This window comes from Micromonospora lupini str. Lupac 08 (assembly GCF_000297395.2).
Taxonomy (GTDB): Bacteria; Actinomycetota; Actinomycetes; order Mycobacteriales; family Micromonosporaceae; genus Micromonospora; species Micromonospora lupini.
In genome coordinates this window covers 818,603-832,694 of record NZ_HF570108.1, presented here as the reverse complement: position 1 = coordinate 832,694, position 14,092 = coordinate 818,603, and the positions used below count along the sequence as shown (strand labels likewise).

The window sequence follows — 14,092 nt, the reverse complement described above, 5'->3', positions numbered from 1 at the left end:
TCAGCTCTCGGGCAGGTCCTCGGCGAGGGTCATCCAGGTCTCCTCGATCCGTTCCCGTTCGGCGCGCAGATCCTTGAGCTGAGTGTCCAGCTCGGCGACGCGGGCGTAGTCGGTGGCGTCGGCGGCGAGCTGGTCGAGCAGGGTGACCTCGCGCTGGTCGAGCTTGCCGAGCTGCCGTTCCAGCCGGGTCAGCTCCTTGCGGGCCTGGCGCACCTCGGCGGCGGACATGCCACCCGCGGTGGGCCCGGCCGGCGTGACCGACGGGATGCCTCCGGCCCGGGGGGAGCCGGCTCGCTCGGCGGTCCGGGCGAGGTACTCGTCGACGCCACCGGGCAGGTGCACGAGCCGACCGTCGCCGAACATCCCGTACGCCGTGTCGGTGACGCGTTCGATGAGGTAGCGGTCGTGACTGGCCACGATGATCGTGCCGGGCCACGAGTCGAGCAGGTCCTCCAGCGACGCGAGGGTGTCCGTGTCCAGGTCGTTGGTGGGCTCGTCGAAGAGCAGCACGTTGGGTTCGCCGGCGAGCAGCCGCAGCATCTGCAACCGGCGACGCTCTCCGCCGGAGAGGTCGCTGACCGGGGTCCAGAGCCGACGGTCGTCGAAGCCGAAGACCTCGGCGAGCTGGGAGGCGGAGACCTCCCGGTCACCGAGCTGGACCCGGCGGGCGACCTCCTCGACAGCTTCCAGCACGCGCAGGTGCCCGGGCAGCTCGGCGAGCTCCTGGGAGAGGAACGCCGGTCGCACGGTGGAGCCCGTGCCGAGGCGGCCGCCGTCGGGGCGGGTGATGCCGGCGAGCATCCGCAGCAGGGTGGTCTTTCCGGCGCCGTTGGCGCCGAGGATGGCGATCCGGTCACCGGGACCGACCAGCCACGTGACGCCGCGCAGGATCTCCTTGGGGCCGGCGTGCAGCTCGACGTTCTCCAGGTCGTACACCTGCTTGCCGAGCCGGGACGTGGCCATGCGCTGCAGGGACATGGTGTCGCGGGCCGGCGGCACGTCGGCGATCAGCGCGTTCGCGGCGTCGATGCGGAACTGGGGCTTGGAGGTGCGGGCGGGCGGGCCGCGTCGCAGCCAGGCGATCTCCTTGCGCAGCAGGTTCTGCCGGCGGGCCTCGGTGGCGGCGGCGACGCGTTCACGCTCGGCGCGGGCGAGGGTCCAGGCGGCGAAGCCACCCTCGTACGCGCGGACGGTCTGGTCGGCGACCTCCCAGGTGGTGGTGCAGACCGCGTCCAGGAACCACCTGTCGTGGGTGACCACGACGAGGGCGCCCTTGCGGCCGACCAGGTGCCGGGCCAGCCAGTCGACACCGCCGACATCGAGGTGGTTGGTGGGCTCGTCGAGGATCAGCAGGTCCGAGTCGCGGACGAGCAGCGCGGCGAGCGCCACCCGCCGCCGTTCGCCACCGGACATCGGGCCGACCGGCTGGTCGAGGCCGAGGTGCGGCATGCCGAGGCCGTCGAGGATGTTGCGGACACCGGCGTCGCCGGCCCACTCGTGCTCGGCGCCCATGCCCTCACCGAGCCAGGCGGTGCCGAGCACGACGTCCCGGACGGTGGCGTCCGGAGCGAGGGTGAGCTGCTGCGGTAGCCAGAGCACGCGCAGGTCACGGCGGTGGGTGACCCGGCCGTCGTCGGGCTCCTCCTGCTTGGTGAGCAGGCGCAGCAGGGTGGACTTGCCGGCGCCGTTGAGGCCGACCACACCGATCCGGTCGGCGTCGTCCAGGCCGAGCGAGACGTCCGTGAGCAGCCGCCCGGCGGCGCCGTACCCCTTGGACACCCGGTCCAGATTGACGATGTTGGCCACGTTCCACCCTTCAAGATCAAGGCGTCCGGGTGCCGGCGGGCACCTCGGGACGCCTGGCTCAAGGGTACGCGGACACCCGGGACGCCCACGCCGCGCGCCCGCGGGCCGGGTGGGACGGGCCGTCAGCCGACGCGGGCGCCGACGACCGGGCCGTGCGCGACCCGGGCCTCCCGGCACACGCCGGCGCTTGTCAGCTCGGCGGCGATCCGCTCGGCGTCGGCCGCGTCGGCGGCGAGGAAGACGCAGGTCGGGCCGGAGCCGGAGACGATGCCGGTGAGCGCGCCGGCTGCCTCGCCGGCCTTCAGGGTGTCGGCGAGCGCGGGGCGCATGGCCAGCGCGGCGTCCTGCAGGTCGTTGCCGAGGGTACCGGCGAGGACGCGGGGATCGCGTTGACGCAGCGCGCCCAGCAGCGCGTCGGTGCTGCCCAGCGGGGCACCGGCGGCGCCGGAGTCGCGCAGCCGGTCCAGCTCGCGATAGGCCGCCGGGGTGGACAGGCCGCCGTCGGCGATCGCCACGACCCAGTGCCAGGAGGTGGCCCGGGCCAGCACGGGGCTGACCGCCTCACCCCGGCCGGTGCCCAGCGCGGTGCCGCCGTAGATCAGGAACGGCACGTCGGAGCCCAGGTCGGCGGCGATTCCGGCCAACTCGTCGCGGGACAGCCCGGTGCCCCACAGCGCGTCGCAGGCCACAAGCGCGGCGGCCGCGTCGGCGCTGCCGCCGGCCAGTCCTCCGGCGAGCGGGATCTGCTTGCGCAGGTGCAGGCGGGCGTGCGGCAGCACCCCGGCGTACCCGGCCAGGGCGTGCGCGGCGCGGATCACCAGGTTGGAGTCGTCGAGCGCCAGCTCGCCGGTGCCCTCGCCCTCCATGGTCAACGCCAGCGTGTCGCCCCGGCGGGCGGTCAGCTCGTCGTAGATGGAGATGGCGTGGTAGACGGTGTTCAGCTCGTGGTAGCCGTCGCGGCGCAGCGGGCCCACCCCGAGGTGCAGGTTGACCTTGGCGGGCACCCGGACCTTCACCGGACCGATGGCCCCGCGTCGCTCGTCCTCGTCGTCCGGTCGCCAGGCCTCGGTCACGGGGTGATGTCCCGTACGCGCAGGCGGATGTCGAACGGCTTGGTCACGATCAGCTCCTCGGCGGAGTCGGCGGCCAGCTCGTACCGGCCGTCGACCAGGTCGTACGCGTACACGTGCACCGGATTCTGCTCGATCCGCCAGTAGTGCGGAATCCCGGCGTCGGCGTAGTCGGCCGGCTTCTCCAACCGGTCCCGCCGTCGGGTGCTGCGGGAGACGACCTCGACAACCAGAATCACGGGATCAGCGGTCGAGTAGTGGCTGTCATAGTTGATCGTTTCCGCCGAGAGGAGCATGACGTCAGGCTCGAAGGTCTGGTCGACACCGACCATGACGCCTGTGGCGAAGCTGGCCTCCATCCCCTGCGGCGAATGTTGCCTCAGCCAATTCCAGAGCAGGCCGCTGATCTTCTGATGACCGAACGTCGGGGAGGGGACCACGATCATGACTCCGTCGCGTAGCTCCACCCGGGGAGCGTCGTCGGGCAGGGAGAGCACGTCTTCGACGGTGTAGTTGCCGAGCTTCTGGCGCCAGAGGTCCGGACCGGACCACCGGTTGCGCGGCGGCGGCAGAGCATCCGCGGTCACTCGTACACCTCCTCGGCGGGCACGGCGTCAGCCTACTTCGCGGCCCGCGTACCGGCCGGAGCCGACGCGGCGATGGCGGCGAACTGCTCGACGGTCAGTGACTCCCCCCGGGCACCGGGGTCGACGCCGGCGGCGGTCAGCGCGTCGGCGGCCCGGTCCGGACCACCGGCCCAGCCGGCCAACGCGGCGCGCAGGGTCTTGCGGCGCTGCGCGAACGCCGCATCCACCACGGCGAAGACCCGCTCCCGGGGTACGTCGGCGCGTGGCGGTTCGTGGCAGGTGAAGGCGACCAGTCCGGAGTCGACGTTGGGCACCGGCCAGAACACGTTCGGCGGCACCTTGCCGGCGCCCCGGGCGTGGGCGTACCAGGCGAGCTTCACCGACGGGATGCCGTACACCTTGGAGCCGGGACCGGCGACGAGCCGGTCGGCGACCTCCTTCTGCACCATCACCAGGCCGTGTCGGAGGCTGGGCAGCTCGGCGAGAAGGTGCAACACCACCGGTACGGCGACGTTGTAGGGCAGGTTCGCGACAAGCGCGGTCGGCGGCGGGTCACCCAGCTCGGCGGCGCGGACGCGCAGCGCGTCGGCGCGGTGCACGGTCAGGCGGGCGGCGTCCGCACCGGCATGCCGGGCGGCGGTCTCCGGCAGCGCGCCGGCGAGCGTCGGGTCGATCTCCACGGCGTGCACGTGCCCGGCGACCGGCAGCAGCCCCAGGGTGAGGGAGCCGAGCCCGGGGCCGACCTCCAGGGCCACGTCGTCGGGGGTCAGGCCGGCGGCGGTGACGATCCGGCGCACGGTGTTCGGATCGTGCACGAAGTTCTGGCCGAGCTTCTTGGTGGGCGCGACGCCCAGCCGGGCGGCCAGCTCCCGGATCTCCGCCGGGCCGAGGAGACCGGTCATGGCTGGCAGCGTAGCGGCGTCGCCGGGACCGGCCGCCGGGCCGGGCTCACCACGGCCCGAAGGCCCGGTCGCCGGTGGCGGAGATGGCCGCGCACAACTCGTCCAGGTCGCTGCCGGTGGTCGCGGCGAGGAAACGGACGGTGAGCGGGATGAGGTACGAGGCGTTCGGCCGCCCTCGGTGCGGGATCGGCGTGAGGTAGGGGGCGTCGGTCTCCACCAGGATCTGGTCCAGCGGGGTGAGGGCGGCGGCCGCACGCAGGGCGGCGGCGCTGCCGAAGGTGACGGTGCCGGCGAAGCTGAGCAGGTAGCCCCGGCGCACGCACTCCCGGGCGAACTCGGCGTCACCGGAGAAGCAGTGCAGCACCACCGTGTCCGGCGCGCCCTCGTCGTCGAGGATCCGCAGCACGTCGGCGTGCGCGTCCCGGTCGTGGATGACCAACGCCTTGTCGTGCCGCTTGGCGATGGCGATGTGCGCCCGGAAACTCGTCTCCTGCGCGGCGCGTCCCTCGTCGCCGGTGCGGAAGAAGTCCATGCCGGTCTCGCCGATCCCTCGGACCCGGTCGCGGGCGGCGAGGGACTCGATCTCCCGCAGGGCCTCGTCGAGGTCGGCCAGCCGGGGCGCCTCGTTGGGGTGCAGCGCCACCGTGGCCAGCACGGCGGGATAGCGGTCGGCGACGTCCGCGCCCCACCGCGAGGAGGCCACGTCCACGCCCACCTGGACCAGCCGGTCCACCCCGACCTCGGCGGCCACCGTGATCGCCGTGGCGACCGGGTCGTCGGACGGCCCGCCGCCGGGCACGCCGGCCTCGCTGACGGTGATGTCCAGGTGGGTGTGGCTGTCCAGCACCGGCCGGGGCAGCGGCTCGGGGGCGGGCGGGAACTCTCCGGCCCGCCGGGCGGCACGCTCGCGGCGGGTTTCAGTCGGCTCGCTCATCAGCGACAGCATCACACACCGGGGCCGTCCATCCGCCCGCCACCCGGCGTTCACCTCGACTACGCCGCGCGACTCTACCGTCGCCGGCGTGAGCGAGCGCAGCGAGCGAACCATGGGGCACAGCAGCGTGGCGCCTCGCGCCGCTGCCGAGCGGAGCGAGGTGGCGGCGTGAGCGAGCGCAGCGAGCGAACCATGAGGCACAGCAGCGGGGCATCATGAGCGTCGCCCCTCAGGCCAGCGGTGCCGCCGGCGAACGGACCGGGCTGCGCGTGGCGTTCGGCGGCGGCGTCTACCCGGCCGAGGAGATCGCCCGCGGCGCCGCGTACGAGCTGTTCAGCGCCGAGGAGGTGGCCGGCTTCGAGCGGGCACCCCGTCCGGGCAGCGCCCTGCCGTGGCGTCGGTTCGTGCACGTCACCGAGGTGAGCGCGGTGCACGGGGCCGCCGAGCCGGCGGAGGAGCCGGAGACACCGCTGATGATGCCGGCGCACCGGGAGCACGGCTGGTCGCACGTACACCAGCTCAGCCAGCAGCCGTCCGCGGCGGGTGACCCGGTGGTGGCCGCGGTGCGTGCCTCGGCGGTCGTCCGGCGCGGCACCCGGATGGTGAAGGTGCTCTCCGCCCGGCAGCTCGCCGGGTACGTGCGGGGCTGGCTGCCGCACGGTTTCTGCTACCGGGAGCACGACGTGGCGCACCTGCGGACGCCGGCGGCGACCACTGTGCTGCGCACCGACGGCGACGTCGGACGGGACGGCTCGGACGTGGCGTACGCGCTGCGGTGGCGGGCTGCCGACCCGGGCGACTACGACGTGCCGGTGGGCGAGACGCACCGGGGCCTGACGGCGTTGGCGTCCCGGGACCGGCTGGGCCCTCCGGTGCTGGGCACCGGTTTCGTGCCGAGCAACGGGCAACTCGTCCCCGAGTTCATCACCCGGGACTTCGCCGACCTGCCGATGCCGGCGAACGCGACACTGCTCGCCTACCCCAGCGAGGGCGTGGAGGTGGTGCTCTACAGCTACCAGGCCGAGCAGCGCGCGTGGCTGCGGATGGTGGGCCCGCAGTGGCGGCACCTGCTGGCCGCGGTGCCGGGCCTCTCCCCCGACCAGGAGTACGTGCCGACCGGCGACGCCCCGCGCTCCACCCAGTTGGTCGGCCTCTACGGCGACACGGAGTACGAGGCGGTGGCCGACCTGCCCGGCGGGTTCCGGGTGCTGGCGATGACCCGGGCGGCCCGCTATCCGGTGGACGCGGTGGCCCGCCGGGTCCGGTTCGCGCAGTGGCGGGGCGTGTCCTGCCTGGTGCTGCGGGAGGAGGCCGGCTGGCTGCGCCTGCGGCTGCGCCACCCGGACCCGGACGCCGTGATCACCACCGGCGCGCAGTGCCACGACCGGGGCATCTACGAGACGTGGGCGCCGGGCGTCGAGGTGACCAACGACCAGGTCATGGACACCCGCTACGCGATGTGACGTCCCCCGGCGGCCGGATGCCCCGCCGCCGGGGGCGTCGTACGCTCAGCCGGCCAGTCGGGCCAGCTCCTCGTCGACGATCGACGGGTCGAGCTTGCGGAACACCGGCTTCGGCGCGGCCAGCGGCGTGCCGGCCTCCAGCGGCACCGACTCCCAGCGCGCGCCCACCGTGTAGTCCCCGGTCAGCACCGGGTACGACGGACCGCCGTCCAGGTCGTCGACCTGCTCGATGACAGGCATCGGCGCGTGCACGCCGGTGCGGCCCAGCAGCTCGTGCACCTGCTGCGCGGAGTGCGGCAGGAACGGGGTGAGCAGCGTGTTGGCGTCGCTGATCACCTGGAGGGCGACGTGCAGGATGGTGCCCATGCGGGGCTTGTCGGCCTCGTCCTTGAGCTTCCACGGCGCCTGCTCGGACAGGTACCTGTTGGCCTCGGCGACCACCTTCATGGCCTCGCCGATGGCCTGCTTCTGCCGGTGCCGGCCGATCAGGTCGCCAACCGTGTCGAAACCGGCGCGGGCCGTGGCGAGCAGCGCCTCGTCGGCCTCGGTGAGGCCGGCCGGGTCGATCGACGGGATCGCCCCGAAGTTCTTCGCGGCCATCGAGACGCACCTGTTGACCAGGTTGCCCCAGCCGGCGACCAGCTCGTCGTTGTTGCGGCGCAGGAACTCGGCCCAGGTGAAGTCGGTGTCGTTGCTCTCCGGGCCGGCGGCGGCGATGAAGTAGCGCAGCGCGTCGGCGTCGTAGCGCTCCAGGAAGTCGCGGACGTAGATGACCACCTTGCGGGACGAGGAGAACTTGCGCCCCTCCATGGTCAGGTATTCGCTGGAAACCACCTCGGTGGGCAGGTTGAGCTGGCCCAGCTCGCCCGGCTCACCGTCGCGGGAGCCCTCGCCGGAGTATCCGGAGAGCAGCGCCGGCCAGATCACCGAGTGGAAGACGATGTTGTCCTTGCCCATGAAGTAGTAGGACCGGGCGTCCTTGCCCTCCCCGTCGGCGGACCACCACCTGCGCCACGCCTCCGGGTCGCCCGAGCGGCGGGCCCACTCGATGGAGGCGGACAGGTAGCCGATCACCGCGTCGAACCAGACGTAGATCCGCTTGTCGGGGCGGTCCCGCCAGCCGTCCAGCGGGATCGGCACGCCCCACTCCAGGTCCCGCGTGATCGCCCGGGGCTGGAGGTCGTCGAGCAGGTTGCGGGAGAACCGCAGCACGTTGGGCCGCCATCCCTCCCGGGTGTCCAGCCACTGGCGGAGCACGTCGGCCAGGGCGGGCAGGTCCAGGAAGAAGTGCTCGGTCTCGACGAACTTCGGGGTCTCCCCGTTGATCCGCGACTTCGGGTCGATCAGGTCGATCGGGTCGAGCTGGTTGCCGCAGTTGTCGCACTGGTCGCCGCGCGCGCTGTCGTACCCGCAGATCGGGCAGGTGCCCTCGATGTACCGGTCGGGCAGGGTGCGCCCGGTGGACGGCGAGATCGCGCCCATGGTGGTCTTCGGCACGATGTAGCCGTTGCGGTACATCCCCTCGAACAGCTCCTGCACCACCGCGTAGTGGTTGCGGGTGGTGGTGCGGGTGAACAGGTCGTAGGAGAGACCGAGGCCGTGCAGGTCCTCGACGATCACCCTGTTGTACCTGTCGGCCAGCTCGCGCGGGGTCACCCCGTCGGCGTCGGCCTGCACCTGGATGGGGGTGCCGTGCTCGTCGGTGCCGGAGACCATGAGCACGTCGTGGCCGGCCATCCGCATGTACCGGGCGAAGACGTCGGAGGGAACGCCGAAACCGGAGACGTGGCCGATGTGGCGGGGGCCGTTGGCGTACGGCCAGGCCACTGCCGCGAGAACGTGACTCATGAGCAGCAAGCCTAGTGACCCGCCCGGGGCATCCGCGAACCAATGGGGGTGCCGGACGCCGGACCGGACCGACCACCCCGCCCATTGGTCCGATTTGTCGTCGACACGCGGTCCAGCTGCCCGATCAGCCCGCGCCACCGGTGTGCAATGAACGTCGTGACTGGCAGAGGAGCGGCCCGGGACCACGACGAGCGTCCCACCGGGCCGACGGGCGGCGACGAGCCCGCCCCGGCGTCCGGCTCGCCCCGGGGTGCCGGGGTCGCGCCGCAACCCCGGCTGGTCCCCGCCGCCGCACCCGACCGGCCGGGCCACCAGCGACCCACGCCCTCCGGACGGGCGGCCGCGCCGCGGCGGGACGGGTCGCCGGAGGTCACCGCGACCCCGGCCCGGCCCACGCCGGCCGCGCCAGCCCCCACCCGGCGCGGCCCAGCCCGACCGCGCCCGTGCCCAGCCCGGCCCGCCCGAACCCGCCGGGCCCGTCGGCCGACAGGGCCCCCGTCGAGGTGGAGCCGACCACCGGGGCGCCGGTGGACGCCGTGCCACGTCGGGTGCCGGTACGCCAGCAGAGCCGTCACCGGGAGGCCCCCCGGGCCGACGGGGACCGGCCACCGGACGACGAGGTCGCGTTCTGGGCGCCGATCGAGGAGGTGCACTGGGACGGCACCCCCGTCCGGGAGGACGTCGCCCCCCAGCGCCGCGCCCCGGCGAGGGCTCGCCGTCAGGCGTCCCGGACGAGCGCCTTGCCGGATCCGCTGCCCGGACTGACGGCGCTGGTGCTGCTGAGCCTGGTCGCGGCCTTCTTCGCCTGGGTCAGCGCCGGACCGTTCTGGCTCGCGGTCGGGCACGCGCGCGACGGCACGGTGGTGATCGACCACTGCACCGGAGGCGGTCTCACCCAGCGGTGCCGGGGCATCTTCACGGCCGACGACGGGCGGTTCCTGGCCCACGGCGTACGCATCAGCGGCGTACCCGCCGGAGGCAGCGCCCCCGGGACGGCGCTGCCGGCGCGGATGACCGGCCCGGACGGCGGCACCGCGTACGCCGACACCGGCCCGGGCCGACACCTGCGCTGGCTGCCCGGCCTGCTGGCGGTGCTCGGCTGCACCGCCGGCATCGTCAGGTGGACGGGATCGGCCCGAATGCCCGGCCGGCGACACCGCCGCTGGTCGGTGGCCGCGGCTCTCGCCGGCCCGGCGCTGATCACCCTCGGCTTCCTCGCCGCCGCCTGGTGACCCCGCCGACTCGTGATCCACGGTTCAGATCCGGGTCTGCCGGCCGCTCTGGAATGGCTCGGGCCCGCCCGATCACACCTTGAGGACGTCCACGTCGTACAGGGCTACCGACGCGTCGCGGGAGGCCAGGGTGAGATTCTCAGTGATCGCCTGGGCCACCAACATGCGATCGAAGGGGTCGCGGTGATGTGGCGGCAGGCGGCCAGCGGCGATGGCGTGGGCGTGGGTTACCGGGAGTTCCCGGAAGCCCATGTCTCTGACCCGCTCAGCGAGGTCAGGGGGGCCAGCGAGTTTCCCGACACTCTGTTTGATGGTGATCTCTTAAAGGGTGACCGGCGAGAGGAAGATGTCCGGCTCGTGGCGTAGCCGGTCGAGGAACTCGACGCCGACCGTCGCGTCACCCGTGATGGCCGGAGCGCGACGTGAGTGTCCAGCAGCAGGGTCATGCGCCGATGCCGAAGTCGGTGGCGATCTGGGCGTTGGTTTCTGGTGAGTCCCAGTCGCCGGAGAGGTCCAGTTGGCCGGCGAGGGAACCGACGGCGGCGCGGTTGGCCCGCCGGACCAGGGGCACCACCTTTGCCACAGGCGTGCCGGCCCGATCGATGATGATCTCCTCGCCGCGCTCCACCCGTTCGATGATGCGCGACAGATGGGTCTTGGCGTCATGAATGTCGTAGTGCACTGCCTCAGCCGACACCGCGCGACCTCCCTGGTTAGCTAAGGGCTTAGTTTGGCCTGCCCGACCCCACGCGCCCGACGGTTCGGCCGCTCGGGTCCCGAACGCCGAGCCGGTCAGCTGTGCACGATCGTGTAGACCTCGCGGCGGCGCAGCGCGTATTCGGTGGCGACGTCCGTGATGGCGTCCCGGCGGGACCGGCCGGCGGCCTCCCGCTCGGCGACGGCAGCGCGCAGGGCGTCGTCGTCGGGGCGTTCCGGGGCGGTCGCCGGCGACCCGGCCACCACCAGGGTGATCTCCCCGCGCGGATCACCCTCGGCGGCCCACCGGGCCAACTCGCCGAGGGGGCGGCGGAGCACCTCCTCGTAGGTCTTGGTGAGTTCCCGGCAGAGCGCGGCCGGCCGGTCCGCCCCGAACGTCTCGGCCAGGTCGGCGAGCGCCGCGCCGATCCGGTGCGGCGCCTCGAAGAAGACGAGGGTGCGCTCCTCGGCGGCGAGGGCGCGCAGCCGGGACCGGCGGGCGCTCCCACTGCGGGGCAGGAACCCCTCGAAGCAGAACCGGTCACAGGGCAGCCCGGAGACGGCGAGGGCTGTGGTCACGGCGCTGGGCCCGGGCGCGACGGTGACCGGCGCCCCGACGTCCAGCGCGGCCCGGACCAGCCGGTAACCCGGGTCGGAGACGCTCGGCATGCCGCCGTCGGTCACCAGCGCCACCGCGTACCCGCCGAGGATGACCTCGACGAGTTCGGGAGTACGCCGTTCCTCGTTGCCCTCGAAATAGGAGACGATCCGGCCTCCGACCGTGATGTCGAGGTCACGGGCCAGCCGGGTGAGGCGGCGGGTGTCCTCGGCGGCCACCACGTCGGCGCTGGCCAGCACCTCCCGGAACCGGGCCGAGGCGTCGGCGGGGTTGCCGAGCGGGGCACCGAGCAGGATCAGGCGCCCAGCTTCGGACATTTCACCCACGACATCGTCTCCTTCATCGACAGCGAATACCGGTATCAGGGACGACGGGCGCCACACGACACCCTGGCAGCCTACGATCGCCGGGTGACGAGTGCGTCGACAGCGCAGAGCCCGAGCGCCGACCCGGCTGACACGGTCGAGGTGACCGGCGAGCCCAGCCCTGGCCAGGACCCGACGGCACCACGTGCCGACGGCGGGGGGGTGTCCGCCGTGGTCCGTCGCCGGTTCGCCACCGTCGACGCCCGGATGGACCCGTTCTCGTGGCTCGCCACCGCCGTGGTGGTGGCCATCGCCGCGATCCTGCGCTTCGTGGGCCTGTCCAGCCCCAAGGGCAAGATCTTCGACGAGACGTACTACGCCAAGGACGCGTACGGGCTGATCAGCCGGGGCGTCGAGTGGAACTACAAGGACAACGGCCCGTCGTACGTGGTGCACCCCCCGCTGGGCAAGTGGCTGATCGGCGTCGGCGAGTGGGCCTTCGGCTATCAGGACGCCGACTCGAAGGTCTCCGTCGGCGGGCACCTGTTCACCACCGCGCCGGAGTTCGGCTGGCGGTTCTCGGCGGCCGTGATCGGCACGCTGTCGGTGCTGCTGCTGGTCCGCATCGGCCGGCGGCTGTTCCGCTCGACTGTGCTCGGCTGCGCGGCCGGCCTGCTGCTCGCGCTGGACGGGTTCCACCTGGTGCTGTCGCGCGCGGCGCTGCTCGACATCTTCCTGCTGTTCTTCGTGCTGGCCGCCTTCGGCGCGCTGGTGCTCGACCGGGACTCCCGACGCCGGCGCTGGGCGCGCGCCCTGGACGACGGGCTCGACCCGAGCCTGCCGGGCCGTGCCGGCCGCCCGCCGACCGGCTGGCGTACGTGGCCGTGGTGGCGGCTCGCCGCCGGCGTGCTGATCGGCTGCGCCTGCGCGGTCAAGTGGAGCGCTCTGTACTTCGTGCCGGCCTTCGCGCTGCTTGTGGTTCTCTGGGAGGTCGGCGCCCGTCGCTCGGCGGGCGTCCGCCGGCCCTGGCGCGACACCCTGCTCGACGAGGTGCCCTGGCTGGTGCTGGCCGGCGTGCTGATGGTCGGCACCTACCTCGCCACCTGGTCGGGGTGGCTGCTCAGCGACGACGGCTACTACCGGCTGGCGTCGGCCTACCCGAGCGCCCCGCTCAGCGACACCCCGGTGATCGGCCCACTGGTCAACCTCTTCGAGTACCACCGCGCGGCGTACGGCTTCCACGCCCAGCTCGACGATCCGCACAAGTACCAGTCGTGGCCGTGGCAGTGGCTGCTGCTCGGGCGGCCGGTGGCGTTCCACTGGTCCGGCGACGGCGCCTGCGGCGCACCGACCTGCGCGTCGGAGATCCTGCTGCTCGGCACCCCGCTGCTCTGGTGGTCGTTCCTGCCCGCCCTGGTGGCGCTGGTCTGGCTGGGCGTGGCCCGGCGCGACTGGCGGGCCGGCGCGATCCTGCTCACCGTGGCCGCCGGACTGCTGCCCTGGTTCTGGTTCGCCCTCGACGGTCGGACGATGTTCTCGTTCTACGTCGCGCCGGCGCTGCCGTTCCTGGTGCTGGCCGTGGTGTACGTGCTCGGCGCGCTGATCGCCCCGGCCGGGGGTGACGTGGGTGAGATGGCCGCCCTGGTGCCCGGCGACGCCGGCTACGAACGCCGGCTGGTGGGCAGCGTCGCGGCCGGGGCGTACGTGCTGCTGGTGGCGCTGTGCTTCGCGTACTTCTATCCGATCTTCGTGGGCCGGCTGATCCCGTACTCGGACTGGCTGTCCCGAATGTGGCTCGACGGTCGCTGGATATAAGCACCGGCAGGCGACGCGCCGCACAGCGCGACGGAAATCGGGCCCGCACGCGTCTCGCGTGCGGGCCCGACCTCTTACACAAAGACGCGCGCCCCGATCGCCTGCCACGGGGGAAGCGGGCGATTGGGGCGCGCATGAAGAGCTTAACCACCGCGCACCACCGGCACAACGGGTCAACTTGGGTCAGATTTCCGACGGATACCGGCCGGGCCGATACTTGTCATTCAGCAGTTGACCGAGGGTGACCCGGCGTGGACCCAGCGCCCCGAACCGGCCGCCGCGACACCGACGAGAACTGCCGACGAGGGCTGCCGGCCAGACGGCCCGACGCACTAGGCTCGCCGTGGTGGGCGTCGCGACCGGGACGGGAGGCGGGGTGCCGTGGAGCTGCTGGAACGGGTCCGGGCGATCTGCCTCGCGCTGCCCGAGGTGACCGAGCGCCCCAGCCACGGGTCACCGACCTGGTTCGTCCGGGACAAGAGCGTGTTCGTCACCCTGCACGCCGACGGGCACCACCAGAACGACTTTCCCCACCTGTGGTGCGCCGCGCCGACCGGCGCCCAGGCGGAGCTGACCGCCGCCGACCCGGCCCGCTTCTTCCGCCCGCCCTACGTCGGCGGTCGGGGGTGGCTCGGCGTACGGCTCGACGGCGACGTCGACTGGGCCGAGATCGACGAGTTGTGCCGGGACGCGTACCGGGAGATCGCGCCGAAGCGGCTCGTCGCGCTGCTCGACCCGCCCGTCTGACCCGGCCGGGTCCGCGCGTCCCCGGCCATCCGGGACGACCAACCACCCCAATGATCATCCAAAGTGGA

12 protein-coding genes and 1 pseudogene are annotated in these 14,092 nt (G+C 73.1%); 4 read left to right on the top strand and 9 right to left on the bottom strand.

Annotated features, from left to right (window positions below; translation table 11 throughout):
• The 5 genes from MILUP08_RS05130 to MILUP08_RS05110 form a co-directional block, all read right to left on the bottom strand.
• Complete coding sequence (locus tag MILUP08_RS05130; RefSeq protein ID WP_007455387.1) at nt 1–1,806, bottom strand: ABC-F family ATP-binding cassette domain-containing protein; 1,806 nt, start codon at nt 1,804–1,806, stop codon at nt 1–3.
• A gap of 122 nt (nt 1,807–1,928) precedes the next feature.
• Nucleotides 1,929–2,879, bottom strand: a complete 951-nt coding sequence (locus tag MILUP08_RS05125; protein WP_007455386.1) for a 4-(cytidine 5'-diphospho)-2-C-methyl-D-erythritol kinase — start codon at nt 2,877–2,879, stop codon at nt 1,929–1,931.
• Nucleotides 2,876–3,463 (bottom strand): Uma2 family endonuclease, encoded by a 588-nt coding sequence (locus MILUP08_RS05120; protein WP_007455385.1) that lies wholly within the window; start codon nt 3,461–3,463, stop codon nt 2,876–2,878. Before MILUP08_RS05120 ends, MILUP08_RS05125 begins: the two co-directional genes overlap by 4 nt.
• 32 nt (nt 3,464–3,495) lie before the next feature.
• On the bottom strand, nt 3,496–4,365 hold the full coding sequence (gene rsmA / locus MILUP08_RS05115) for a 16S rRNA (adenine(1518)-N(6)/adenine(1519)-N(6))-dimethyltransferase RsmA (RefSeq protein WP_007455384.1): 870 nt from the start codon (nt 4,363–4,365) through the stop codon (nt 3,496–3,498).
• Between the two features lie 46 nt (nt 4,366–4,411).
• The gene (locus MILUP08_RS05110) at nt 4,412–5,311 is read right to left on the bottom strand and encodes a TatD family hydrolase (RefSeq protein WP_007455383.1); all 900 of its coding nucleotides are present in this window, start codon (nt 5,309–5,311) and stop codon (nt 4,412–4,414) included.
• A gap of 203 nt (nt 5,312–5,514) precedes the next feature.
• On the opposite strand from MILUP08_RS05110, the gene MILUP08_RS05105 reads away from it, so the two are divergent.
• Nucleotides 5,515–6,762, top strand: a complete 1,248-nt coding sequence (locus MILUP08_RS05105; RefSeq protein ID WP_007455382.1) for a hypothetical protein — start codon at nt 5,515–5,517, stop codon at nt 6,760–6,762.
• Between the two features lie 45 nt (nt 6,763–6,807).
• Here the strand turns inward: MILUP08_RS05105 and metG are convergent, their stop codons facing one another.
• Nucleotides 6,808–8,610, bottom strand: coding sequence for a methionine--tRNA ligase (metG, locus tag MILUP08_RS05100; RefSeq protein WP_007455381.1), 1,803 nt, complete (start codon nt 8,608–8,610; stop codon nt 6,808–6,810).
• A 527-nt stretch (nt 8,611–9,137) separates the two neighbouring features.
• On the opposite strand from metG, the gene MILUP08_RS05095 reads away from it, so the two are divergent.
• A complete protein-coding gene (locus MILUP08_RS05095; protein ID WP_237747033.1) occupies nt 9,138–9,842 on the top strand; it encodes a hypothetical protein in 705 nt (234 codons plus the stop codon).
• 72 nt (nt 9,843–9,914) lie between these two features.
• Here the strand turns inward: MILUP08_RS05095 and MILUP08_RS34385 are convergent.
• From MILUP08_RS34385 to rsmI, 3 genes and pseudogenes are all read right to left on the bottom strand, one after another.
• Nucleotides 9,915–10,288, bottom strand: a pseudogene (locus MILUP08_RS34385) (type II toxin-antitoxin system VapC family toxin).
• Nucleotides 10,285–10,539, bottom strand: a complete 255-nt coding sequence (locus MILUP08_RS05085; RefSeq protein WP_007455363.1) for a type II toxin-antitoxin system Phd/YefM family antitoxin — start codon at nt 10,537–10,539, stop codon at nt 10,285–10,287. The pseudogene MILUP08_RS34385 and the gene MILUP08_RS05085 overlap by 4 nt, the downstream one beginning before the upstream one ends.
• Before the next feature lie 95 nt (nt 10,540–10,634).
• Nucleotides 10,635–11,474 (bottom strand): 16S rRNA (cytidine(1402)-2'-O)-methyltransferase, encoded by an 840-nt coding sequence (gene rsmI / locus MILUP08_RS05080; protein ID WP_039905398.1) that lies wholly within the window; start codon nt 11,472–11,474, stop codon nt 10,635–10,637.
• 255 nt (nt 11,475–11,729) lie between these two features.
• Between rsmI and MILUP08_RS05075 the strand changes: the two genes are divergently transcribed.
• Nucleotides 11,730–13,277, top strand: coding sequence for a dolichyl-phosphate-mannose--protein mannosyltransferase (locus tag MILUP08_RS05075; protein WP_420329266.1), 1,548 nt, complete (start codon nt 11,730–11,732; stop codon nt 13,275–13,277).
• A gap of 381 nt (nt 13,278–13,658) precedes the next feature.
• Nucleotides 13,659–14,024 carry an MmcQ/YjbR family DNA-binding protein gene (locus MILUP08_RS05070; protein WP_007455356.1) on the top strand — a complete coding sequence of 122 codons (366 nt, stop codon included), beginning with the start codon at nt 13,659–13,661 and terminating at the stop codon, nt 14,022–14,024.
• Nucleotides 14,025–14,092: the final 68 nt, after the last annotated feature.